The 22,542-nt window shown below is 65.6% G+C and carries 23 protein-coding genes and 1 pseudogene; 13 read left to right on the top strand and 11 right to left on the bottom strand.

Annotated features, from left to right (window positions below):
* Nucleotides 1-171 precede the first annotated feature (171 nt).
* Nucleotides 172-1,056: a LysR substrate-binding domain-containing protein gene (locus tag LU671_RS25570; RefSeq protein ID WP_232857338.1), complete on the top strand. Its 885-nt coding sequence runs from the start codon at nucleotides 172-174 to the stop codon at nucleotides 1,054-1,056.
* Between the two features lie 158 nt (nucleotides 1,057-1,214).
* Here the strand turns inward: LU671_RS25570 and LU671_RS25565 are convergent, their stop codons facing one another.
* The 6 genes and pseudogenes from LU671_RS25565 to LU671_RS25540 form a co-directional block, all read right to left on the bottom strand.
* Entirely contained in the window at nucleotides 1,215-2,633 is a 1,419-nt protein-coding gene (locus tag LU671_RS25565; RefSeq protein WP_232857337.1) for an amino acid permease, read from the bottom strand.
* A gap of 703 nt (nucleotides 2,634-3,336) precedes the next feature.
* Nucleotides 3,337-4,401, bottom strand: a complete 1,065-nt coding sequence (gene rluB / locus LU671_RS25560; protein WP_232857336.1) for a 23S rRNA pseudouridine(2605) synthase RluB — start codon at nucleotides 4,399-4,401, stop codon at nucleotides 3,337-3,339.
* Nucleotides 4,402-4,636: 235 nt separating this feature from the next.
* Nucleotides 4,637-5,392: pseudogene (gene scpB / locus LU671_RS25555) on the bottom strand (SMC-Scp complex subunit ScpB); the annotation flags it as partial.
* 14 nt (nucleotides 5,393-5,406) lie between these two features.
* Nucleotides 5,407-6,105, bottom strand: a complete 699-nt coding sequence (locus LU671_RS25550) for a segregation and condensation protein A (protein ID WP_232857343.1) — start codon at nucleotides 6,103-6,105, stop codon at nucleotides 5,407-5,409.
* 125 nt (nucleotides 6,106-6,230) lie between these two features.
* On the bottom strand, nucleotides 6,231-6,860 hold the full coding sequence (locus LU671_RS25545; RefSeq protein WP_082337815.1) for an L-threonylcarbamoyladenylate synthase: 630 nt from the start codon (nucleotides 6,858-6,860) through the stop codon (nucleotides 6,231-6,233).
* A gap of 13 nt (nucleotides 6,861-6,873) precedes the next feature.
* Entirely contained in the window at nucleotides 6,874-7,734 is an 861-nt protein-coding gene (locus tag LU671_RS25540) for a PHP domain-containing protein (protein ID WP_203651510.1), read from the bottom strand.
* A 67-nt stretch (nucleotides 7,735-7,801) separates the two neighbouring features.
* On the opposite strand from LU671_RS25540, the gene LU671_RS25535 reads away from it, so the two are divergent.
* The 6 genes from LU671_RS25535 to LU671_RS25510 all read left to right on the top strand — a co-directional run bounded on the left by LU671_RS25535 (nucleotide 7,802) and on the right by LU671_RS25510 (nucleotide 12,038).
* Nucleotides 7,802-8,398: a septation protein A gene (locus LU671_RS25535; protein WP_232857334.1), complete on the top strand. Its 597-nt coding sequence runs from the start codon at nucleotides 7,802-7,804 to the stop codon at nucleotides 8,396-8,398.
* 1 nt (nucleotide 8,399) lies between these two features.
* A complete protein-coding gene (locus LU671_RS25530; RefSeq protein ID WP_186732960.1) occupies nucleotides 8,400-8,699 on the top strand; it encodes a YciI family protein in 300 nt (99 codons plus the stop codon).
* Nucleotides 8,700-8,842: 143 nt separating this feature from the next.
* Complete coding sequence (locus LU671_RS25525; RefSeq protein WP_203651508.1) at nucleotides 8,843-9,235, top strand: translation initiation factor 2; 393 nt, start codon at nucleotides 8,843-8,845, stop codon at nucleotides 9,233-9,235.
* A 7-nt stretch (nucleotides 9,236-9,242) separates the two neighbouring features.
* A complete protein-coding gene (locus LU671_RS25520; RefSeq protein WP_110739854.1) occupies nucleotides 9,243-9,920 on the top strand; it encodes a response regulator transcription factor in 678 nt (225 codons plus the stop codon).
* A gap of 300 nt (nucleotides 9,921-10,220) precedes the next feature.
* Nucleotides 10,221-10,637 (top strand): Spy/CpxP family protein refolding chaperone, encoded by a 417-nt coding sequence (locus LU671_RS25515; protein ID WP_186732962.1) that lies wholly within the window; start codon nucleotides 10,221-10,223, stop codon nucleotides 10,635-10,637.
* A gap of 12 nt (nucleotides 10,638-10,649) precedes the next feature.
* Nucleotides 10,650-12,038 carry a sensor histidine kinase gene (locus LU671_RS25510; protein ID WP_232857333.1) on the top strand — a complete coding sequence of 463 codons (1,389 nt, stop codon included), beginning with the start codon at nucleotides 10,650-10,652 and terminating at the stop codon, nucleotides 12,036-12,038.
* A gap of 119 nt (nucleotides 12,039-12,157) precedes the next feature.
* Here the strand turns inward: LU671_RS25510 and LU671_RS25505 are convergent, their stop codons facing one another.
* Nucleotides 12,158-12,715 (bottom strand): nitroreductase family protein, encoded by a 558-nt coding sequence (locus LU671_RS25505; protein WP_203651505.1) that lies wholly within the window; start codon nucleotides 12,713-12,715, stop codon nucleotides 12,158-12,160.
* A 203-nt stretch (nucleotides 12,716-12,918) separates the two neighbouring features.
* On the opposite strand from LU671_RS25505, the gene LU671_RS25500 reads away from it, so the two are divergent.
* Nucleotides 12,919-14,373, top strand: coding sequence for a TrkH family potassium uptake protein (locus LU671_RS25500; protein WP_110739850.1), 1,455 nt, complete (start codon nucleotides 12,919-12,921; stop codon nucleotides 14,371-14,373).
* Here the strand turns inward: LU671_RS25500 and LU671_RS25495 are convergent.
* Nucleotides 14,330-15,376: an AraC family transcriptional regulator gene (locus tag LU671_RS25495; RefSeq protein WP_050706761.1), complete on the bottom strand. Its 1,047-nt coding sequence runs from the start codon at nucleotides 15,374-15,376 to the stop codon at nucleotides 14,330-14,332. The two genes, LU671_RS25500 and LU671_RS25495, sit on opposite strands and share 44 nt — an antisense overlap.
* A gap of 154 nt (nucleotides 15,377-15,530) precedes the next feature.
* On the opposite strand from LU671_RS25495, the gene LU671_RS25490 reads away from it, so the two are divergent.
* Both LU671_RS25490 and LU671_RS25485 read left to right on the top strand, forming a co-directional pair.
* Nucleotides 15,531-15,842: a DUF962 domain-containing protein gene (locus LU671_RS25490; protein ID WP_186714521.1), complete on the top strand. Its 312-nt coding sequence runs from the start codon at nucleotides 15,531-15,533 to the stop codon at nucleotides 15,840-15,842.
* Between the two features lie 102 nt (nucleotides 15,843-15,944).
* On the top strand, nucleotides 15,945-16,529 hold the full coding sequence (locus LU671_RS25485; RefSeq protein ID WP_186714522.1) for an HD domain-containing protein: 585 nt from the start codon (nucleotides 15,945-15,947) through the stop codon (nucleotides 16,527-16,529).
* Between the two features lie 149 nt (nucleotides 16,530-16,678).
* Here the strand turns inward: LU671_RS25485 and LU671_RS25480 are convergent, their stop codons facing one another.
* Entirely contained in the window at nucleotides 16,679-17,494 is an 816-nt protein-coding gene (locus tag LU671_RS25480; protein ID WP_203651503.1) for a UDP-2,3-diacylglucosamine diphosphatase, read from the bottom strand.
* Nucleotides 17,495-17,618: 124 nt separating this feature from the next.
* On the opposite strand from LU671_RS25480, the gene LU671_RS25475 reads away from it, so the two are divergent.
* Both LU671_RS25475 and LU671_RS25470 read left to right on the top strand, forming a co-directional pair.
* Complete coding sequence (locus LU671_RS25475; RefSeq protein ID WP_203651502.1) at nucleotides 17,619-18,386, top strand: helix-turn-helix transcriptional regulator; 768 nt, start codon at nucleotides 17,619-17,621, stop codon at nucleotides 18,384-18,386.
* A gap of 178 nt (nucleotides 18,387-18,564) precedes the next feature.
* On the top strand, nucleotides 18,565-19,452 hold the full coding sequence (locus tag LU671_RS25470) for a DMT family transporter (protein ID WP_232857342.1): 888 nt from the start codon (nucleotides 18,565-18,567) through the stop codon (nucleotides 19,450-19,452).
* Here LU671_RS25470 and LU671_RS25465 read toward each other — a convergent pair whose 3' ends face one another.
* Nucleotides 19,453-19,734: a SelT/SelW/SelH family protein gene (locus LU671_RS25465; RefSeq protein WP_203651500.1), complete on the bottom strand. Its 282-nt coding sequence runs from the start codon at nucleotides 19,732-19,734 to the stop codon at nucleotides 19,453-19,455.
* 66 nt (nucleotides 19,735-19,800) lie between these two features.
* Between LU671_RS25465 and LU671_RS25460 the strand changes: the two genes are divergently transcribed.
* Nucleotides 19,801-21,987 (top strand): patatin-like phospholipase family protein, encoded by a 2,187-nt coding sequence (locus LU671_RS25460; RefSeq protein WP_232857332.1) that lies wholly within the window; start codon nucleotides 19,801-19,803, stop codon nucleotides 21,985-21,987.
* Between the two features lie 95 nt (nucleotides 21,988-22,082).
* On the opposite strand, the gene LU671_RS25455 is transcribed toward LU671_RS25460, so the two are convergent.
* The gene (locus LU671_RS25455) at nucleotides 22,083-22,520 is read right to left on the bottom strand and encodes a MarR family transcriptional regulator (RefSeq protein ID WP_028691103.1); all 438 of its coding nucleotides are present in this window, start codon (nucleotides 22,518-22,520) and stop codon (nucleotides 22,083-22,085) included.
* Nucleotides 22,521-22,542 lie beyond the last annotated feature (22 nt).

Raw genomic sequence — 22,542 nt, 5'->3', positions numbered from 1 at the left:
GGGCTTGCCCCGCGATGGCGCCATCGCGGGGCAAGCCCGCTCCCACGAGATGTTGTATTTCCTGCGACTACGGTATGAATGATCTATACCGCATGACGAATACGCCCATGTTCCTGTAGTTTCGCGCCAGGGGCAAACGGATATTCCTGCCGCTATCGATGAGCTTTATGAATGAATTACCGCCACCTCACCCCTTCGATGTCGCTGCTACTGGCCTTCGAGGCCGCCGCGCGACATGAAAGCTACACCCGCGCCGCCGCCGAGCTGTCGCTGACCCAGAGCGCGGTAAGTCGCCAGGTGCAGGCGCTGGAACAGCAACTGGGGCTCACCCTGTTCCGCCGCGAGGGGCGCCAGGTGCAACTGACCGACGTGGGCCGTCTTTACCAGCGCGAGCTGAGCGAAGCCTTGGGGCGTATCCGCAGCGCCACCCTGCAAGCCCTGGCCTATCAGTCCGGGGTCGGTACCCTGCGCCTGGCGACCCTACCGACCTTCGGCTCGAAATGGCTGCTGCCGCGCCTGCATGCGTTCTATGGCGCTCATCCGGGCATGCTGGTGCACATTCATTCCCGTATCGAGGCAATCAACTTCGACACCAGCGAGATCGACGCGGCCATCGGCGTGGCCACCCACGACCTGCCCGGGCTGGTCTGTCATCGCCTGCACGCCGAGGAACTGGTGGTGATCCTGCCGCCGGACAGCGCTCGCGATGGCCAGGACTGGTGCCCGGCGCGGATCAGCGAAGAGGTGCTGCTCAACGTCGCCAACAATCCACACGCCTGGGGCGAATGGTTCTCCCACCACGCCCTGCCCCACCGCTCGATGCGCCTGGGGCCGAGCTTCGAGCTGACGTCACATTTGATCCAGGCGGTGCGGGCGGGGATAGGGATTGGCCTGGTGCCCAGGATTCTGGTGGAGGAGGAACTGGCCAGTGGCGAGCTGTTCAGCCCGGGGGCGCCGTTTGCCAGCCAGCGCAGTTATTACCTGATCTACCCGCCAAGGAATGAGGCATTGCCTTCGTTGCGGGCGTTTCGTGGCTGGTTGCTGGAACAGATCTGAGTCATCGATTGCCAGAGCCGGCCATTCGCGGGTAAACCCGCTCCCACAGGTTCTGTGCCCCCTGTGGGAGCGGGTTTACCCGCGCAGAGGCCGGTACAGACAACAAAAAACCCGATGCCAGTCACCCGGCATCGGGTTTTCTCGAAGCGCCTCGACGCTTACTTGGCCACGCTACCGGCAGCGCCGTTGGCCTGCGCCCCACGCTTGCTCTTGAGCACGTAGAACACATACATCACCACCAGCCATACCGGCATGGCGTACACCGACACCTGGATGCCCGGGATCTGCAGCATGATGCCGAGGATCAGCACCACGAAGGCCAGCACCAGGTAGTTGCCGTACGGGTACCACAGCGCCTTGAACAGCGGCTTTTGGCCAGTGCGGTCGAGGTGTTGGCGGAACTTCAGGTGCGAGTAGCTGATCATCGCCCAGTTGATCACCAGGGTCGCCACCACCAGCGACATCAGCAGCTCCAGGGCGTTCTGCGGCATCAGGTAGTTGAGCAGCACCGCGATCAGGGTCACGGCCGCCGACACCAGGATCGAACGTACCGGCACGCCGCGACGGTCGACCTTGGCCAGCGCCGCCGGGGCATCGCCCTGCTCGGCCATGCCCAGGAGCATGCGGGCGTTGCAGTAGGTACCGCTGTTGTACACCGACAGCGCCGCGGTCAGGACCACGAAGTTCAGCAGGTGCGCGGCCACGTCGCTACCCAGCAGCGAGAAGACCTGGACGAACGGGCTGCTGCCGTAGCTGCCGCCGGACGCGTCGATGCTGGCCACCAGGCTGTCCCATGGGGTCAGCGACAGCAGCACCACCAGGGCACCCACGTAGAAGATCAGGATGCGGTAGATGACCTGGTTGATCGCCTTGGGGATCACGGTCTTCGGCTTGTCGGCCTCGGCCGCGGTGAAGCCGAGCATTTCCAGGCCACCGAAGGAGAACATGATGAAGGCCAGGGCCATGACCAGGCCGCTGACGCCATGCGGGAAGAAGCCGCCATGGGCCCACAGGTTGGTCACCGACGCTTCCGGGCCACCACTGCCGCTGGTCAGCAGGTAGGCGCCCAGGCCGATCATGCCGACGATGGCGGCGACCTTGATGATCGCGAACCAGAACTCGGCCTCACCGAAGAACTTCACGTTCATCAGGTTGATGGCGTTGATCAGCAGGAAGAATGCCGCCGCGGTGACCCAGGTCGGGATCTCCGGCCACCAGTAATGGACATACTTGCCCACTGCCGACAGCTCCGACATGCCCACCAGGATGTACAGCACCCAGCAGTTCCAGCCCGACAGGAAGCCGGCGAAACCGCCCCAGTACTTGTGCGCGAAGTGGCTGAAGGAGCCGGCCACCGGCTCCTCGACGATCATCTCGCCGAGCTGGCGCATGATCATGAAGGCGATGAAACCGCAGATCGCATAGCCGAGGATCATCGACGGACCGGCGGACTTCATCACGCCGGCCGAGCCCAGGAACAATCCGGTGCCGATCGCGCCACCCAGGGCGATCAGTTGGATATGGCGGTTCTTCAAGCCACGCTTGAGTTCGCCAGACTGTGAATTATGTCCACTCATGAACGAAGTCACCTGCTTGTTTTTATCTGTGACGGAATCGGACCCACCGCACTCGTGGCGCAGCGGAATGGGCAAGGTGGTTACCTTGGATACTTGTGACGGGAAGTCGCTCGTGGCCTTGGTAGCCAGGTGCGGATCAACCGGGTGTCAGCAAGCGTGCGCGGTACGCAAGGGGGTCACAGGTAAAACGCGGCGCATTGTATACCCCTGCAAACGCGCAGGCGTCAACGCGTTGCATCGTTTCCTGTGGAAAAAACGCACCGGTCCTGGGGTGAAGGCCTGAAAAGGCGGAGTGATCGGCGTACATGGCGCCTCCATTTTGTTGTTTTCGATGCCTGGCTATCCTGCCTGGCTCTGCACACGGCAATGGCGCTATCTCAACGTTTGGGCGGGGGTTTGGGAAGGGGGTGAAGGGGACCGGGGAGGCTCTGGCGCGCAAGTCTTGGAAAGATTTTGTGACGAAGAGTGGGGAAGCACAGGCAAGCCGGGGAAAAGGTCCAGAATCGTATAGTTTTCTTTACAAGGTGGTTTGAAAATTTGCCACCGGTCGGGAAAAATTCCGTCTGTTCAGGTACTTGGGGCCGCTTTGCGGCCCATCGCGGGGCAAGCCCGCTCCTACACTGGGATGCGTATCGAGGGACTTCCTTTTCAACAGGCACAAAAAAACCAGCCCGAAGGCTGGCTCTTTCGTTACCGGGCCAGATCAGCCACGCGGCTTGCCGCGACCACGACCGGCTGGCTTGTCGCCTTCGGGACGGGCTGGACGCTTGCGCATCTCGCTCGGGCGCTCGGCCACCGCGCTGCCGCGGCTGCCCTTGCGCGGTGCAGCCTCTTCACGCGGCGCGCGCGCCGGGCGCTCGCCCTGCCCTTCGGCGGCCGGACGCAGGGTGCGCACACGCTCGCCACGCCCCAGCGGGCGGGTCGACTTGCGCTGCAGGCGCTCGAGCTTGTCCTTGGCCTTGAGCTTCATCTCCGGCAGCGCCACCGGCTGCAGGCCGACTTCGGCGGCGAGGATGTCGATCTCGCCCTGGCTCATTTCGCGCCAGCGGCCCATCGGCAGGTCGGAGTTGAGGAACACCGGGCCGAAACGCACGCGCTTCAGGCGGCTGACCACCACGCCCTGGGATTCCCACAGGCGGCGCACCTCACGGTTGCGGCCTTCCATCACCACGCAGTGGTACCAGTGGTTGAAGCCTTCGCCACCCGGTGCCTTCTGGATATCGGTGAACTTGGCCGGACCGTCCTCGAGCACCACGCCGGCCTTGAGGCGGTCGACCATGTCGTCGTCGACCTCGCCGCGCACACGCACGGCGTACTCGCGGTCCATTTCATAGGACGGGTGCATCAGGCGGTTGGCCAGCTCACCGTCGGTGGTGAACAACAGCAGGCCGGTGGTGTTGATGTCCAGACGGCCGATGTTGATCCAGCGCCCTTCTTTCGGGCGCGGCAGGCGGTCGAACACGGTCGGGCGGCCTTCCGGGTCGTCACGGGTGCAGATCTCGCCGTCGGGCTTGTTGTACATGATCACGCGGCGGGTCGCCTCGGCGGCCTCGACACGCTTGATCAGCTTACCGTCGACGGTGATGGCGTCGTGCAGGTCGACGCGCAGGCCCAGGGTGGCCTCGACGCCGTTGACCTTGATACGGCCCTGGCCGATCCAGGCCTCGACGTCACGACGCGAGCCGACGCCGATACGCGCCAGTACTTTCTGCAGTTTTTCGCCGGGCGGCGGGGTGGGTTGTTGGTCTTGCAGGTCTTTGTCACTCATCTGGGCACCTCCCGGTGTAGTAGTGAAAGCGGGCGCGCATCATACGCGCAACGCACTGGAGAGTAGAGTGTTTTGTGGAATTGGAAGTGTTTTTCTGCCAAATGGCCTTTGTCTGATCAGGGCCGGCCTCTTCGCGGGTAAACCCGCTCCCACAGCTTGTGATACCCCTGTGGGAGCGGGTTTACCCGCGAAGAGGCCGGCACAGGCAGTAGTTAAATCAAGACTGCAGCTTGCCCTCGTCCTGCTCCGAGGCCTCAGGCTCTTCTTCATCGCGCAAATCATCGAAATCGGTCTTGAGCCCTTCTTCCATCGCATCCAGCTCCACCAGCAGCGAACGGAAGCTGGTCTCATCCTTGGGCTCCGCTTCCTCACCCTCCTCGCCCAGGCTGGCATCGGCCAGGGCTTGCAGGTGAGCGGGCACCGGCGCCTCGTCCGGGTCGAGCAGCGGTTCCGGCTCCAGCTCGCGCAACTCGGCCAGCGCCGGCAGTTCATCGAGGCTCTTGAGGTTGAAGTGATCGAGAAACGCCTTGGTGGTGGCAAACATCGCAGGACGCCCTGGCACCTCGCGGTAGCCGACGATGCGGATCCACTCGCGCTCCATCAGGGTCTTGATGATGTTGCTGTTGACCGCCACGCCGCGCACGTCCTCGATCTCGCCGCGGGTGATGGGCTGGCGGTAGGCGATCAGCGCCATGGTTTCCAGCAGCGCACGGGAATAGCGCTGCGGGCGCTCCTCCCACAGGCGGCCGACCCAGGGTGCATAGTCTTCGCGGATTTGCAGCCGATAGCCGCTGGCCACTTCCTTGAGCTCGAAGGCACGGCCGCTGCAGGACTTGCCCAGCACCTCCAGGGCCTTTTTGAAAACGGCGGGGGCCGGGCGCTCGGCTTCCTCGAACAGCTCATAGAGGCGCTCGAGGGATTGCGGCTTGCCCGAGGCGAGCAGGAAGGCCTCGATCAGCGACGCCAGTTCGCGGGGTTCGTTCAGGTTCATCGGTAGTCGTCAGGTCACTCTGCCCGGGCACGGACGTGGATCGGGGCGAAAGGCTCATTTTGCACGAGTTCGATCAGCGATTCCTTCACCAGTTCGAGAATCGCCATGAAGGTCACCACCACGCCGAGCTTGCCCTCCTCGCGGGTGAACAGTTCGACGAAGGGCACGAAGCCACCGCCCTTGAGGCGTTCGAGCACCTCGCTCATGCGCTCGCGGGTCGACAAGGTCTCGCGAGTGATCTGGTGGCTCTCGAACAGGTCGTTGCGGCGCATGACCTCGGCCATGGACAGCAGGATCTCCTCCAGGGCGACCTCCGGCAGCAGCTTGCGCACCTTGGCCTGAGGGGCCTCGAGACGCGGCACGACGAAGTCGCGGCCAACCCGCGGCAGCTCATCGATACCTTCGGCGGCAGCCTTGAAGCGTTCGTACTCCTGCAGGCGGCGGATCAGCTCGGCGCGTGGGTCGCCCTCCTCTTCCTCGACCTCGCTGGAGCGCGGCAACAGCATCCGCGACTTGATCTCGGCGAGCATGGCGGCCATCACCAGGTACTCGGCGGCCAGTTCCAGGCGCACGCTCTTCATCAGCTCGACATAACCCATGTACTGGCGAGTGATCTCGGCCACCGGGATGTCGAGGATATCGATGTTCTGCTTGCGGATCAGGTACAGCAGCAGGTCCAGCGGGCCTTCGAAGGCCTCGAGGATCACTTCCAGCGCGTCCGGCGGGATGTACAGGTCCACCGGCAGCTCGGTCAGCACCTCCCCATAGACCAGGGCCAGCTGCAACTGCTGGGGGGCATCGGCCTGTTCGGTCGGCGCCTCGGGCGTTTCCATCTGGCTCATGCGTTGACCAGGAACGGCGTCGGATCCCCGCACCCTTCACGAATCAGCTCCGGCTCGTCACCGGACAGGTCGATGACGGTCGAAGCCTTCAGGTCACCGAAGCCGCCGTCGATGATCAGGTCGACATGATGCTCCAGGCGCTGGCGGATCTCGTAAGGGTCGGTCATCGGCTCGTCGTCGCCCGGCAGGATGAGGCTGACGCTCATCAGCGGCTCGCCAAGCTCCTCGAGCAGCGCCAGGACAATGGGGTTGGACGGCACGCGCAGGCCGATGGTGCGGCGCTTGTCGTGCAACAACAGGCGCGGCACTTCACGGGTGGCGTTGAGGATGAAGGTGTAGGGCCCCGGAATGTGCGCCTTGAGCAGGCGGAACGTCGCCGTGTCGATCTTGGCGAAGGTGCCCATCTCGGACAGGTCGCAGCACAACAGGGTGAAGTTGTGGTTCTTGTCCAGCTGACGCAGGCGGCGCACCCGCTCGATGGCGCCCTTGTCGCCGATCTGGCAGCCCATCGCATAGGCCGAGTCGGTCGGGTAGACCACCACCCCACCCTTGCGGATGATCTCCACGGCCTGTTTGATCAGGCGCGCCTGCGGGTTTTCCGCATGAATCTGGAAAAATTGGCTCACGTAGTCGTCCTGTTCATACCGCCATAGACTGTTCATGTCGGAATCGACGCCACAGAGGTGGCAGGTCCTCGGGCAATGGCCGGTAGGCACCGATCTCGCCCCAGGTGCCGGGGCCGTGGAAGTCACTGCCGGCGCTTGCCAGCAAGCCGAACTCACGGGTGAGGATCGACATTGTCCCCACCTGCTCGGGCGGCATCATCCCATTGACCACTTCCAGCGCCTGCCCCCCTGCCTGAATATAGTCGGCAATCAGCCGTCTGCGCTTGCTGCGGGTCAGTTCGTAGTGCATGGGATGGGCCAGGCTCACCCAGGCATTGGACTGGCGCAACGTGGCGACGGTTTCCTCCAGCGTCGGCCAGTGCAGCTTGACGTCCCCCAACTTGCCGGCGCCCAGCCACTTGCGAAAGGCCTCGCCACGGTCCTTGACGAAGCCTGCGCGCACCAGGAATTCGGCGAAGTGCGGGCGCGCCGGGGCGTTGCCGCTGTCGCCCAGTTCCTGCTGCACGGCCCGCGCGCCGTCCAGCGCGCCGGGCATGCCCTTGGCCGCCAGCTTGCGGTCGATTTCCTCGGCGCGCAGCCAGCGGCCGCGATGCAGATTGCCGATGGCTTCGAGCAAGGGCGGGGCATCGAGCGGGAAATCGTAACCCAGCACATGGATGGTGGCGCCGCCCCAGGTGCACGACAACTCTACCCCGCTGACCCACTGCATGCCGTTGTCCAGGCAGGCCTGGCGGGCCTCGGGCAGGCCTTCGAGGGTGTCGTGGTCGGTGAGCGACAGCGTCCGCACCCCGTGCTCGTGGGCCCGGGCGACCAGTGCCGTGGGCGACAGGGCGCCGTCGGAGGCCGTGCTGTGACAGTGCAGATCAACATTCATGGAGGAGCGCTTTCGCAGGAATCGATGTTTGTTATTATGCCGTCACATCCCGCTTCTGGCTGCCACTGTGAAACAATTCATCGATTTCATCCCGCTGCTGCTGTTCTTCATCGTCTACAAACTGGACCCGCGCCCGGTCGAATTCGCCGGCCACGGCTTCGAGTTCGGCGGGATCTACAGCGCCACCGCCATGCTGATCGCCAGCTCCGTGGTGGTCTACGGCGCGCTGTTCCTGCGCCACGGCAAGCTGGAAAAGGGCCAGTTGCTGACCCTGGTCGCCTGCCTGGTGTTCGGCGGCCTGACCCTGGCCTTCCACAGCGAGACCTTCCTCAAGTGGAAAGCACCGGTGGTCAACTGGCTGTTCGCACTGGCCTTCGCCGGCAGCCACTTCATCGGTGATCGGGTGCTGATCAAGCGCATCATGGGCCACGCCCTGACCCTTCCGGAAGCCGTCTGGACCCGCCTGAACCTGGCGTGGATCGGCTTCTTCCTGGTGTGCGGCGCCGCCAACCTGTTCGTCGCCTTCACCTTCCAGGACATCTGGGTCGACTTCAAGGTGTTCGGCAGCCTGGGCATGACCGTGCTGTTCCTGGTGGCCCAGGGTGTCTACCTGTCGCGCCACCTGCACGATGCCGACCCTTCCACCTCCAAACCCAAGGACTGACATGCTCTACGCCATCATCGCCAGCGACGTCGAAAACTCCCTGGAAAAACGCCTGGCCGCCCGCCCCGCCCATATCGAGCGCCTGCAGCAGCTCAAGGCCGAGGGCCGCGTGGTCCTCGCCGGCCCGCACCCGGCCATCGACAGCAACGACCCGGGCGCCGCCGGTTTCAGCGGCAGCCTGATCGTCGCCGAGTTCGATTCGCTGGCCGCCGCCCAAGCCTGGGCCGACGCCGACCCGTATATCGCCGCAGGCGTCTACGACAAGGTCGTGGTCAAGCCGTTCAAGCAAGTCCTGCCGTAACAGGCTGTTGAGGGAGCGGCTTTGTGGGAGCGGCGGTGCGCCGCTCCCACAAAGCCGCTCCTAGCTACACCCCACGCGGCACTATTCATAAATTCCGACAACTGGCCGACAACCTCCTGAATCGATACGAATCAGGAGTTCCAATGCGTCAAGGTCCGATGTCCCTGCTGCTTTGCCTGTTACTGCTGTCCCCTTTCGCCGCGGCCGAGCAGCCGCTGTCGCTGGAAGCCGGGGCGCGGATCACCGAGCTGCAGCAGCGCCTGGAAGAGAGCGAGAAACAGCGCGACGCGCTGACCCTGCAACTGCAGAACCAGGACAGCGAACGCGAAAGCGCCCAGCTCTCGCGCCTGCGCCAGGACAACCAGCGCCTGAAACTGACGGTCAAGGAACTGCAGGCCGCCAGCAGCGCCCCCCAGCGCCTGCTCACCGACCAGCAGCAGTGGTTCCTGATCGGCTCGGTCGTTGCACTGTTGTCGGCAGTCTGCGGTATCTTAGCCAGCGGCGGACACAGAAGACGCCGGCAATGGTTGAATTGAGTGAGACATGAGCGAGCTGTTACTGATTGATGATGACCAGGAACTGTGCGAGCTGCTCGGCAGCTGGCTGACCCAGGAAGGGTTTGCGGTGCGCGCCTGCCACGATGGCCAGAGTGCGCGCCAGGCCTTGGCCAGCCACGCCCCGGCGGCGGTGGTGCTGGATGTCATGCTGCCCGACGGCAGCGGCCTGGAACTGCTCAAACAGTTGCGCAGCGAGCACACCGACCTGCCGGTGCTGATGCTCTCGGCCCGTGGCGAGCCGCTGGACCGCATACTCGGCCTTGAGCTGGGCGCCGACGACTACCTGGCCAAGCCCTGCGACCCCCGCGAACTTACCGCCCGCCTGCGCGCCGTGCTGCGCCGCAGCCACCCCAGCGCGCCCAGCAGCCAGGTCGAGATCGGCGACCTGACCTTCAGTCCGGTGCGCGGCGTGGTCAGCATCGACGAGCGCGAGATGACCCTCACGCTGTCCGAGAGCCGCATCCTCGAGGCGCTGCTGCGCCAGCCCGGCGAGCCGCTGGACAAGCAGGAACTGGCGCAGATCGGCCTGGGTCGCAAGCTCACGCTCTATGACCGCAGCCTGGACATGCACGTCAGCAACCTGCGCAAGAAGATCGGCCCGCACCCGGACGGCCGCCCGCGCATCGTCGCGCTGCGCAGCCGCGGCTACTACTACAGCCTCTGACAGCGACTAGAACCCTGTAGGAGCGGCCTTGTGCCGCGAAAGGGCCGCAAAGCGGCCCCGGCGATCTTTGCAAAACCGCTGAAATCCCGGGGCTGCTGCGCAGCCCTTTCGCGGCACAAGGCCGCTCCTACAGAGATCACGCCAGTTGAAAGATCTCAGCAAGACAGTTGCTCCCACAGGATCCGCACGACGGCTACCGCCAACTTTACCCTCCCTTTACCCTCGCCTGACCGCCCTTGACCTTGATCTCCCTAGACTGGGCTCATCCGGTAACCACCGGCCCCTGAAAGGAGAGACACCATGCGCAAGACCCTGATCGCCCTGATGTTCGCCGCCGCCCTGCCGACCGTGGCCATGGCCATGCCTGACGGCGGTCCGCGCCACGACGGCCCGCATCATCGCGGTGACGCGCCTTTCGCCCAGCTGGACCTGAGCCGCGACCAGCGCCAGCAGATCGGCAAGCTGATGGGCGAGCAGATGCAGCAGCGCCGCGACATCACCGAGCGCTACATGGCCAAGCTGCCGGCCGCCGAGCAGAAAGCCATGAAGGACGAACTCAAGGCCAGCCACGACAAGACCGACGGCCAGATCCGCGCCCTGCTCAAGCCCGAGCAGCAGAAGAAGTTCGACGACCTGCAGAAGGAACGCGCCGCGCGCAAGGCCGAATGGAAGGAGTTCCAGGCCTGGAAGGCTGAAAAAGCCGGCAAGGCCCAGTAAGCTGTCAGCCCGATGCCCGGTCCGCGCCCCCGCGGACCGGGCTTTCGCCCTTTCTCGGAGGTGCTCCTCTTGCGTTCACTGTTCTGGCGCATCCTGGCCAGCTTCTGGCTGGCCATCGCCCTGGTCGCCGGGCTGTCGATCCTGCTCGGGCACATGCTCAACCAGGACACCTGGATCCTCAGCCGCCATCCGGGCCTGAACAACCTGGCCAGTCACTGGGCCCAGCACTATGAACAGGACGGCCTGGAGTCGTCGCAGCGCTTCCTGGAGCGACGCAAGCAGCGCTACAAGATCGACGTGCAGGTGCTCGATGACAGCGGCGACGCCGTGGTGCCCGGCACCTTTCCGCGCCGCGCCGCCGCCTTCGAGGCGCGCCAGCACAACGACGAGCGGCGCCTGCCCTGGCGCCGCCTGACCGAGGAATACACCAGCCCCAGCAGCGGCGAGACCTACCTGCTGATCTACCGCATCCCCCACCCCGAACTGGCCGCCTGGCACCGCGAGAGCCTGATCTGGCCGCTCAGCGCCCTGGGGATCGCCCTGGTGGTACTGACCCTGTTCAGCCTGCTGGTGACCCTGTCGATCACCCGCCCGCTCAGCCGCCTGCGCGGCGCGGTGCACGACCTGGGGCAGACCAGCTACCAGCAGAACAGCCTGGCGCGGCTGGCAGTGCGCCGCGACGAGTTCGGCGTGCTGGCCAACGACTTCAACAAGATGGGGGCGCGCTTGCAGAGTCTGATCGGCAGCCAGCGCCAGTTGCTACGTGACGTGTCCCACGAACTGCGCTCGCCGCTGGCGCGGCTGCGCATCGCCCTGGCCCTGGCCGAGCGCGCCGAGCCGGAGCAGCGCCAGGCCCTGTGGCCGCGCCTGACCCGCGAGTGCGATCGCCTGGAAGACCTGATCAGCGAGATCCTGGTGCTGGCCCGGGTCGATGCCGACCAGGCCCATGCCGAACCCGTGGACCTCAATGCCTTGCTGGGCGGCGTGCGCAAGGACGCCCAACTGTCAGCGCCGGAACAGGAAGTGCGACTGGAAGCGCAGGCAGGCCTGACCTTGCACGGCTGGCCGACCTTGATCGAACGGGCGGTGGACAATTTGTTGCGCAATGCCCTGCGTTTCAATCCGGCCGGGCAGCCGATCGAGGTGCATGCCCGTCGGGAGCAGGATCGCATCGTGCTGAGCGTGCGCGATCATGGGCCGGGGGTGGCGGCAGAGCACCTGGCGCAACTGGGCGAGCCGTTCTTCCGGGCGCCGGGGCAGGACGCACCTGGGCATGGACTGGGGCTGGCGATTGCGCGCAAGGCGGCAGAGCGCCATGGCGGCAGCCTGGTGTTGGGCAATCATCCGCAGGGTGGGTTTATTGCGACGCTGGAGATTCCCTGCAATATCAGTGCAGTCTGACAGACCGCGGGGCTGCTGCGCAGCCCTTTCGCGGCACAAGGCCGCTCCTACAAGAATCCGCGATCGCCTGTAGGAGCGGCCTTGTGCCGCGATGGGCCGCAGAGCGGCCCCGCCTCACATCACTCTCCCCAGGCGCTGACGTACTTGGCCGTCTCCAGGACCGGCGCCGTGCGCGGCTCGCCCATCGGCGTGCCGACATACAGGTAGCCGATCACCTCTTCATTCGCCTCAAGACCCAAGCCCTCGTGCACATGGACGTCATACGCCATGTCACCGGTGCGCCACACCGCGCCGATACCCTGGGCGTGGGCGGAAACGAGGATGCCGTGGGCGGCGCAGCCGGCGGCCAGGCGCTGTTCGATCTTCGGCACCTTGAAATGCTCCTGCAACCGGGCCACCACCACAATCAGCAACGGTGCCCGCAGCGGCATCGCCCGGGCCTTGTCCAGCGCGGCCGGGGTGGCATCGCCCTTGGCCTGCACCGCCTCGGCGAACAGTTCGCCGAGCTTCTCGCGGCCCTGTCCCTCGATGGTCAGGAAGCGCCAGGGACGCAGCTGGCCATGGTCCGGCGCACGCAGCGCGGCCTGGAACAGCGCCTCGCGCTGGGCGGCATTGGGCGCCGGTTCGGTCAGGCGTGGCACGGAAACACGGTTGAGCAATGCGTCGAGAGCCTCCATGGGCTTACCTCCTGGCAGATTGAAAGTGCGGCCATTCTGCACTAACCAGAAGGCAACATGTGAGTGGGCTTGTCCCGCGATGGCATCGACCCGGTAGGTATCGCGGTGCAAGCCCGCTACCATGCCCCAGCCAATCGTTCGTTTACAAGCCCCGGTGCACAGGTAGAATGGCGCCCTTTCCGTAGCGAGTCAGAGCAGATCACATGGCGTTGCCGACCTTAAGGATCATTGGTTTCATCATCGGCATCTTCCTGATCACCCTGGCGGTGAGCATGGTGGTGCCCATGGCGACCCTGGTGGTCTTCGAGCGCACCGGCGACATGCCGTCGTTCCTCTGGTCGAGCCTGATCACCTTCCTCGCCGGGCTCGGCCTGGTCATCCCCGGCCGCCCCGAGCACGTGCACCTGCGCCCACGCGACATGTACCTGCTGACCGTCAGCAGCTGGCTGGTGGTCTGCGTGTTCGCCGCCCTGCCGTTCCTGCTGACGCAGCACATCAGCTACACCGACGCCTTCTTCGAAAGCATGTCCGGCATCACCGCCACCGGCGCCACCGTGCTCAGCGGCCTGGACAACATGTCGCCGGGCATCCTGATGTGGCGCTCGATGCTGCACTGGCTGGGCGGCATCGGCTTCATCGGTATGGCGGTGGCGATCCTGCCACTGCTGCGCATTGGTGGCATGCGCCTGTTCCAGACCGAGTCCTCCGACCGCTCGGAAAAGGTCATGCCGCGCTCGCACATGGTCGCCAAGTCGATCGTCGCGGTGTATGTGGGCATTACCGTGCTCGGCAGCCTGGCGTTCTGGTGGGCGGGGATGAGCCCGTTCGACGCGATCAACCATGCCATGTCGGCGATCTCCACCGGCGGTTTCTCCACGTCCGACCAGTCCCTGGCCAAATGGGACATCCCCGCGGTGCACTGGGTCGCGGTGGTGGTGATGATCATGGGCAGCGTGCCATTCACCTTGTACGTGGCCACCCTGCGCGGCCACCGCAAGGCGCTGATCAAGGACCAGCAGGTGCAGGGACTGCTGGCCATGCTGGTGGCCACCTGGCTGGTGCTCGGCACCTGGTATTGGGCCACCACTGACCTGCATTGGCTCGACGCCCTGCGTCACGTGGCGCTGAACGTCACCTCGGTGGTCACCACCACCGGTTTCGCCCTGGGCGACTACAGCATGTGGGGCAACTTCTCGCTGATGCTGTTCTTCTACCTGGGCTTCGTCGGCGGCTGCTCCGGCTCCACCGCCGGCGGTATCAAGATCTTCCGCTTCCAGGTCGCCTACATCCTGCTCAAGGCCAACCTCAACCAGCTGATCCACCCACGGGCGGTGATCAAGCAGAAGTACAACGGCCATCGCCTCGACGAAGAGATCGTGCGTTCGATCCTGACCTTCTCGTTCTTCTTCGCCATCACCATCTGCATCATCGCCCTGCTGCTGTCGCTGCTGGGCGTGGACTGGATGACCGCGCTGACCGGCGCCGCCGGCACGGTGTCGGGCGTAGGCCCCGGGCTGGGCGAGGTGATCGGCCCGGCCGGCAACTACGCCAGCCTGCCGGACGCGGCCAAGTGGATCCTCGCTGGCGGCATGCTGCTGGGCCGCCTGGAGATCATCACGGTGCTGGTGTTGTGCATGCCGGCGTTCTGGCGTCACTGACCGACAGCCGCGTGCGGTACTCGCTCGGCGTGGTGTCGAACCAGCGGCGGAACGCCCGGTAGAAGTTGCTCGGATCGGCGAAACCCAGCAGGTAGGCAGTCTCCAGTAAGGTGGTGCCGGGCTGCGCCAGGTACTGCTCGGCCAGTTCGCGGCGGGTGTCGTCGAGCAGGGTCTGGAAGCTGGTGCCCTCGTCCTGCAGACGCCTTTGCAAGGTGCGCTGCGACAGGTGCAGGGCCTGGGCCACGGTCTCGCGCTTGGGCTCGCCCTGGGGCAGGATGCGGCACAGCACCTGGCGCACCCGGTGGGTCACGCGGCTTTCCGAGAAGCGCGCCAGGTATTCCCCGGCAAAGCGATCATGCAGCACCGCCATCGCCTCGTTGGCGGTCGGCAGCGGCGCCTCCATGTCGGCACGCTCGAGCACCAGCGCGTCATGGGGCGCGCCAAATACCAGCGGCGCATGGAAGGCCACCTTGTACGGCTCGACATTCTTCGGCTGGCCGCCCTGGATCAGCACCCGCCGCGGCTGAATCGGCCGCCCGCTGAGCCAGGTGCACAGGGCCAGGGCGCAGGCCAGGGACGCCTCGGCGCTGTGCCGGGTCGGCGGCAGGTGGTCGCCATGCACGGTCAGCACCAGGGCGTAGCCGTCGGGCTCGCGGCGAAAGCTCAGGTCCGAGCTCTCGGCGATGATCCGCTGGTAGCGCACCAGGCGTTCGAAACCCTCGGCCAGGGTGCGACTGGACATCAGCGCATAGCCCACCACATGAAACGACGCCGGACGCACCACCCGGGCCATGTTCAGGCCGATGGCCTCGTTGCCCGACAACTCGACCGCCAGCTGCCACAGCCGGGTCATCGAATCCTGGGTGAATCGCGCATCGGGGTCGTCGAGGGCGGAAAAGTCGAGCCCGAGCTGCTTGAACATGGCCGGGCAATCGAGCCCTTCCAGCTCGAGTGCCTTGACGATCCCTGATGCCCAGCTGGCTGACGTGGTTCTCTCACTCATGACAGGCTCTTGTGCTGACCGCTCCTGCGGTGAACCGAAAGGATACTCAATTGGCGCCTATTGTCACTGGCCACTGCATCCAGTGACTCTAGACTCGATTCAGGCTCCACGCCGTGTATCCTGTAAGCACGACCCGCAGATCCGGAAACCCGCCATGACCCGCACAGCGCAGTTCCGCAGTTTTGCCGAGTTCTACCCCTACTACCTGGGCGAGCACAGCAACGCCACCTGCCGCCGCCTGCACTTCGTCGGCACCAGCCTGGTGATCGCCCTGCTCGCCTACAGCATCGGCAGCGGCCAGTGGCTGTTGCTGCTGGCCGTGCCGCTGGCCGGCTACGGCTTTGCCTGGGCCGGGCATTTCTTCTTCGAGAAGAACCGACCGGCCACCTTCACCCACCCCTGGTACAGCCTGGTCGGCGACTTCGCCATGTTCCGCGACATCCTGCTGGGCCGCCTCAGCCTCTGAATCGGCCCGCAAGGCCAGGTTCGCGTCCCGGCCGGCCACTGCCAAAGCCCGTGTCCTGGCCAACACTGCCAGACATGTCCCCGACACGAGTGGCCCGCGGCGATGAACAAGCAAGCGAACTTCAGCCACATGCGCGACGGCACCGCCCAGGACTGGGCGATCATCGCCGACGACTTTCGCGCCTATGCCCGGCAGTTGCCCCAACGCATCGTCGCCCACCTGCGCCTGCTCGATGGCGACTTCGGCGGCTTTCCCATCGATCGCCTGAGCCACTCGCTGCAGACCGCCACCCGCGCCTACCGTGACGGCCGCGACGAGGAATACGTGGTCTGCGCCCTGCTGCACGACATCGGCGACACCCTCGGCAGCTACAACCACCCGGATATCGCCGCGGCGATCCTCAAGCCCTTCGTCAGCGCCGAGAACCTGTGGATGATCGAAAAGCACGGGATCTTCCAGGGCTACTACTTCTTCCACCACCTGGGCATGGATCGCCACCTGCGCGAGCAGTTCAGCGATCACCCGCAGTACCAGCGGACCATCGAATTCTGCGCACGCTACGACGCGGCGGCGTTCGACCCCGAGTACCCGAGCCTGCCGCTGTCGTTCTTCGAACCGATGATGGAGCGGCTGTTCGCCCAGCCCAGGCAGTCGATCTACAAGGCGGCCTTGAAGGCGTCGGCCTGATTCCAGCTACCCGCCACCTGTAGGAGCGGCCTTGTGCCGCGAAAGGGGCTGCGCAGCAGCCCCGACGATCTTGAGACATACCCGAGATCCTGGGGCCGCTGCGCGCCCCTTTCGCGGCACAAGGCCGCTCCTACAGGGCTGAAGGCGACCTAGGCCGGCTCACCCAGCTCCGCCAACCGCGACGCCGCCTCGCGCGCCTGAGCATCGGCGAACCGGTACAGTTCGATCCTCCCGTCCCAGTGCTCGATCAGCGCCGTGCACGACTCCACCCAGTCGCCGCAGTTGAGGTACTCCACCTCGCCCACCCGGCGTATCTCGGCATGGTGGATATGACCGCACACCACGCCCTGGAAGCCACGCCGGGTGCACTCGTGGGCGATGGCGTCCTCGAAATCGCTGATGAAGTTCACCGCGCCCTTGACCTTGTGCTTGAGGTACGCCGACAGCGACCAGTAGCCATAGCCATAACGGGCGCGCCAGTGGTTGAGCCAACGGTTGAGCACCAGGGTGAACTCGTAGGCCCGGTCGCCGAGAAACGCCAGCCAGCGGTGGTAGCGGGTAATCACGTCGAACTGGTCGCCGTGGATCACCAGCAGCCGCCGACCATCGACGGTAAGGTGCTCGGCCTCGTCCACCAGCTGGATATTGCCCAGGATCAGTTTCGAATAGCGGCGCAGGAACTCGTCGTGGTTGCCGGTGACATAGATCACTTCGGTACCGCGCTTGCTCAGGGTCAGCAGGCGGCGGATGACGTTGGTGTGGGCCTGGGGCCAGTAGATGCCGCCGCGCAGTTTCCAGCCGTCGATGATATCGCCGACCAGGTAGATGCGCTCGGCCTGGTAGCCCTTGAGAAAGTGCGCGAGGTGTTCGGCCTGGCAATCCCGGGTGCCCAGGTGCACATCGGAAATCCACAGGGTACGGACACGCTGCTTGCGTGACGGGCGGAGAGGTTCGGCGTGGGTCATGGGCAGGCTCCGGCGCTGTTTGCTGGAGACTGGCAGGCACAGGTGACAGATTGGTGGCAGGCACATGACCATCCTGCGCCCGCCTTGAGGTGTACACTCTTCACCTGCTTCGTGAGGACTCACCATGACCGCCGGCCCCCTGCTTTCGCTGCGCCATTATCGCCACGACCTGATCGCTCACAGTCACGACCACCCGCAGCTGGTGTTCGGCCTGGGCGGGCGCCTGGACTTCGAGGTGAATGGCCACGGCGGCCGGGTCGGTCGCCAGGACCTGATGGTGGTGCCTGCCGGTGCCCACCACACCTGCGGCAGCCCTGAGGGCAGCCACTGCCTGGTGCTGGACGTGCCGGGCGGGCACTGGCTCGGTGACCATCTGGGCGAACACGCCGATAACAGCCGCCGCCTGCTCGACCGCCCCGGCCCCCTGGGCCTGAACAGCCGCCAGCAGCAGTTGGTCGACTGGCTGGCGGCAAGCCCGGTGGACGACCCGCTGATTGCCCGCCAGGGCGCGGTGCTGCTGCTGGCCAGCCTCAACCCGCAGGCCGGCGCTCCGCTACTGGCCAGCAGGCGCCTGCCCTATGCTGCCTTCGACCGGCATATCGAGCAGCACGCCGCCTATCCATTGCAGGTCGCCGACCTGGCACGCCTGGCCGGGCTGTCCAGCGCGCGACTGCACGCGCGGTTTGCCAGCGAGTGCGGCATGACGCCGATGGACTACATCCGCCAGCGGCGGCTGTCGATGGCGCGACGATTGTTGCGTGAGACGCTGTTGCCGGTGGGAGAGGTCGCGGCGCGGGTGGGGTATGGCTCGCAGAGCGCCTTCAGCGCGGCGGTGATGCGGGCGTTCGGCTGTACGCCGCTGGCGTTGCGGCGCGAGTCTGGCGACAACTGACGCGAGATGCGCGACAGACACGGGCAGACCGGGCTCTTACACTGAGCGCCTAGATCTTCTCTCCCTGTGCTGGCCTCTTCGCGGGTAAACCCGCTCCCACAGGATTCGCACTGACCTGTGGGAGCGGGTTTACCCGCGAAGAGGCCGGCACAGGAACCAGCGAATGCAAAGGACCACCATGAACCACCGCACCGCCCTCGGCGCCCTGCATATCGGCGCGTTGTTCTTCGGCCTGACCGGCGTCTTCGGCAAGCTGGCCGCCAGCGCCAGCCCCTCGATCATCGTCTTCGGCCGCGCCCTGTTCGCGGTGCTGGCCCTGGCCCTGTTCGCCAGCCTGGCGCGCCAGGCCTGGCAACCGCTGCGCGGCCAGGACCTGCGCCGCCTGCTGCTGGGCGGCGCGCTGCTGGCCGGGCACTGGGTGAGCTTCTTCATTGCGGTCAAGGTCGGCGGCGTGGCCATCGCCACCCTCGGCTTCGCCAGCTTCCCGGCCTTCACCGTGATCCTCGAGGGCCTGCTGTTCCGCGAACGCATCCGCCGCAACGAAGCGCTGCTGGTGCTGCTGGTGAGCATCGGCCTGGTGCTGGTCACCCCGGCATTCGACCTGGCCAGCGAGGCCACCGGCGGGTTGCTTTGGGCGCTGCTCTCGGGCTTGCTGTTCTCGCTGCTGTCGCTGACCAACCGCGCCGGTTCCGGGCGCCTGCCCGCCGTGCAGGCGGCGCTGTGGCAGAACCTGGTGGTGAGCCTGTGCCTGCTGCCGTTCGCGGCCCCCGGCCTGGGCGCGGTGGCGCCGCTGGACTGGTTGTGGATCGCCCTGCTCGGCGTCTTCTGCACCGGCGTCGCCCACAGCCTGTTCGTCGCCAGCCTCGCGGTGATCAAGGCGCGCACCGCCGCAGTGGTGTTCGGCATGGAACCGGTCTACGGCATCGCCGTGGCCTGGGTGGTGTTCGCCGAACAGCCGACCCTGCGCATGCTCGCCGGTGGCGCCTTGATCATCTTCGCCATCGTGCTGTCCAGCCGCCTGGCCGCCGAGCAACCGGCCCGCCAGCCACAGCCCGAAAGCGCCTGATCAGCGATCGTTGTGGCCCAGGTCGCGCTGCGGATCGATCTGGTCGCGCACCCGCTGCTTGAGCACCTTGGCCTCGGGGAAGCCGCCGTCGGCCTTGCGCTCCCAGATCTGCACGCCGTCGCAGGTGATGCGGAACACCCCACCGGTGCCAGGCTCCAGCGCTACCTGGCCGATATCATCGGCGAAGGTGCTGAGCAGTTCCTGGGCCAGCCAGGCAGCGCGCAGCAGCCACTGGCACTGGGTGCAATAAGTGATGACGATTTGTGGCTTGCTGTCTGCCATGTAGGGAAACTCCGTAGGAAGGGCCGCTTATACTAGCGGTCTTTATCCTCTGGTTTGAGACTCACGATGCGCCGCCTGCTGTACTGCCTCCTGCTGATGCTCACCTCCTTCACCGTGCTGGCCGCCGAAGCGGCACGGCCAAAGATCGGCCTGGTGTTGTCGGGCGGCGCCGCCCGCGGCCTGGCCCATATCGGCGTGCTCAAGGCCCTGGAGGAACAGGGCGTGCGCATCGACGCCATCGCCGGCACCAGCATGGGCGCGGTGGTCGGCGGGTTGTACGCCTCGGGCTACAGCATCGCCGAACTGGAAAAACTGGCCACCACGCTGGACTGGCAACAGGCGCTGTCCGATGCGCCGCCGCGCAAGGATGTGCCGTTTCGGCGCAAGCAGGACGACCGCGACTTCCTGGTCAAGCAGAGGCTGAGCTTTCGCGACGACGGCAGCCTGGGCCTGCCGCTGGGGGTGATCCAGGGCCAGAACCTGGCCCTGCTGCTGGAAAGCAAGCTGGCCCACACCGCTGACATCCGCGACTTCGACAAGCTGCCGATTCCCTTCCGCGCCGTGGCCACCGACATCACCAGCGGCGAGAAGGTGATCTTCCGCCGCGGCCACCTGCCCCAGGTGATCCGCGCCAGCATGTCGATCCCGGCGGTGTTCGCCCCGGTGGAGCTGGACGGCCGGCTGCTGGTGGACGGCGGCATGACCGACAACATCCCGGTGGACGTGGTGCGCGAGATGGGCGTGGACCTGGCCATTGTCGTCGACATCGGCACCCCGCTGCGCAACCGCAAGCAGCTGGCCACCGTGGTGGATGTGCTCAACCAGTCGATCACCCTGATGACCCGGCGCAACTCCGAGGAGCAACTGGCCAGCCTGCGTCGCGAGGACATCCTCGTCCAGCCGCCGCTGTCGGCCTTCGGCGTCACCGATTTCGGCCGCGCCCAGGACATGATCGACGCCGGCTACCGCGCCACCCGCGCCCTCGACCCGCGCCTGGCGGCGCTGCGCCAGCCCGAGGGCGACAGCAACCTGGCGGTGGCGCGCTCACCGAAACAGCGCACGCCGATCATCACTGCCATCCGCGTGGAGAACGACTCCAAGGTCAGCGACGACGTGATCCGCTACTACATTCGCCAGCCTGTCGGCGAACCGCTGGATCTCGGCCGCCTGCAGACCGACATGGGCACCCTCTACGGCCTGGACTACTTCGACCAGGTGCAGTACCGCGTGGCGCACAAGGGCGACGAGCATACCCTGGTGATCAACGCCCGTGGTCGGCGTGGCGGCACCGACTACCTGCGCCTGGGCCTGAACCTGTCGGACGACCTGCGCGGCGACAGCGCTTTCAACCTCGGCGCCAGCTACCGGGTCAACGGCATCAACCGGCTTGGCGGCGAATGGCTGACCCGCGCGCAGATCGGCGACGAGCAGGAACTGTACAGCGAGTTCTACCAGCCGCTGGACGTGGGCTCGCGCTACTTCATCGCGCCCTACCTGGCGCTGGGCTCGCAGAACGTCGAGGCGACCCTGGACAACGACCCGGTGGCCGAGTACCGCCTGGAGCGCTATGGCTTCGGGCTCAACGTCGGCCGGCAGATCGGCACCTATGGCGAAGTGCGCCTGGGCGTGGGCAAGGCCTGGGGCAACGCCGAGGTGCGCATCGGCGACCAGGACCTGCCCAAGGTCAGCTTCAACGAGGGGTTCTACGAGCTCAAGTATTCCTTCGATACCTTCGACAACGTCTACTTCCCCCACAGTGGCGAGGATATCGGCCTGACCGTGCGCAAGTACGACAAGTCACTGGACTCGGACCAGAACTACCGGCAGTGGCTGTTCAACCTGGACAAGGCCTTCAGCAGCGGGCCGAACACCCTGGTGCTGGGTGGCAGGTATGGACGAACGCTGGATGACGCCGAGGTAGTCACTTCGAGCTTCGTGTTCGGTGGCGCCCGGCAGCTGTCAGGTTTCCGCCAGGATTCGATCTCCGGGCAGAACATGAGCCTGCTGCGCATGGTCTACTACCGTCGCCTGACGCCTCGGGCCTACCTGCCCCTGGACTTCCCGCTGTACCTGGGCGGCTCGCTGGAGCGCGGCCGGGCATGGAACAATGACAATGAGTTCGACAGTGGCTATATCAATGCGGCGAGCATCTTCCTGGGGCTGGAAACGCCGCTGGGGCCGTTGAACCTGAGCTATGGGGCCAACGATGCCCATGAGAAGGCGGTGTACCTGAACCTGGGGCATACCTTCTAGAAATGATCGCGGGGCAAGCCCGCTCCCACAAGTCATGCAGCCAATTGTGGGATCAGACTCGTGGGAGCGGGCTTGCCCCGCGATTGATGAAGGGTTCAGGACTTCTCGAGATTATCGAGAATCTTCGCATGCACGCGCATGCACACTTCCATGTCGGCCTCGTCTATGCCGGTGAACAGCTCGAGGCGCAGGGCATTGGCGATGGTCTCGATCTGGTCGATCAGCGGCTTGGCCGGCGGGCACAGCAGGATCTTCTTGGCCCGGCGATCTTCCATCACCGCCTGGCGGCGCACCAGCCCCTGGCTCTCGAGGCTGTCGAGCAGGCGCGCCAGGGTCGGGCCCTCGACGCCCACGCTCTGGGCCAGCTCACGCTGGGTCGGCGCCTCGTCGAACCTGGCCAGGTGCAACAGCACCAGCCAACGGGCTTGCGACAGGTTGAGCCCGGCCAGGCGGCGGTCCAGTTCGGCACGCCAGCCCCGGGACATCTGGGCCAGCTGCATGCCGAAGCGGTGTTGGTTGTCGGTCAGGGGCATAAGCAACTCAATGAATAGAACT

Source organism: Pseudomonas sp. NMI760_13 (genome assembly GCF_021283245.1).
GTDB lineage: Bacteria > Pseudomonadota > Gammaproteobacteria > Pseudomonadales > Pseudomonadaceae > Aquipseudomonas > Aquipseudomonas peradeniyensis.
This window is presented reverse-complemented; position numbering and strand designations above follow the sequence as displayed.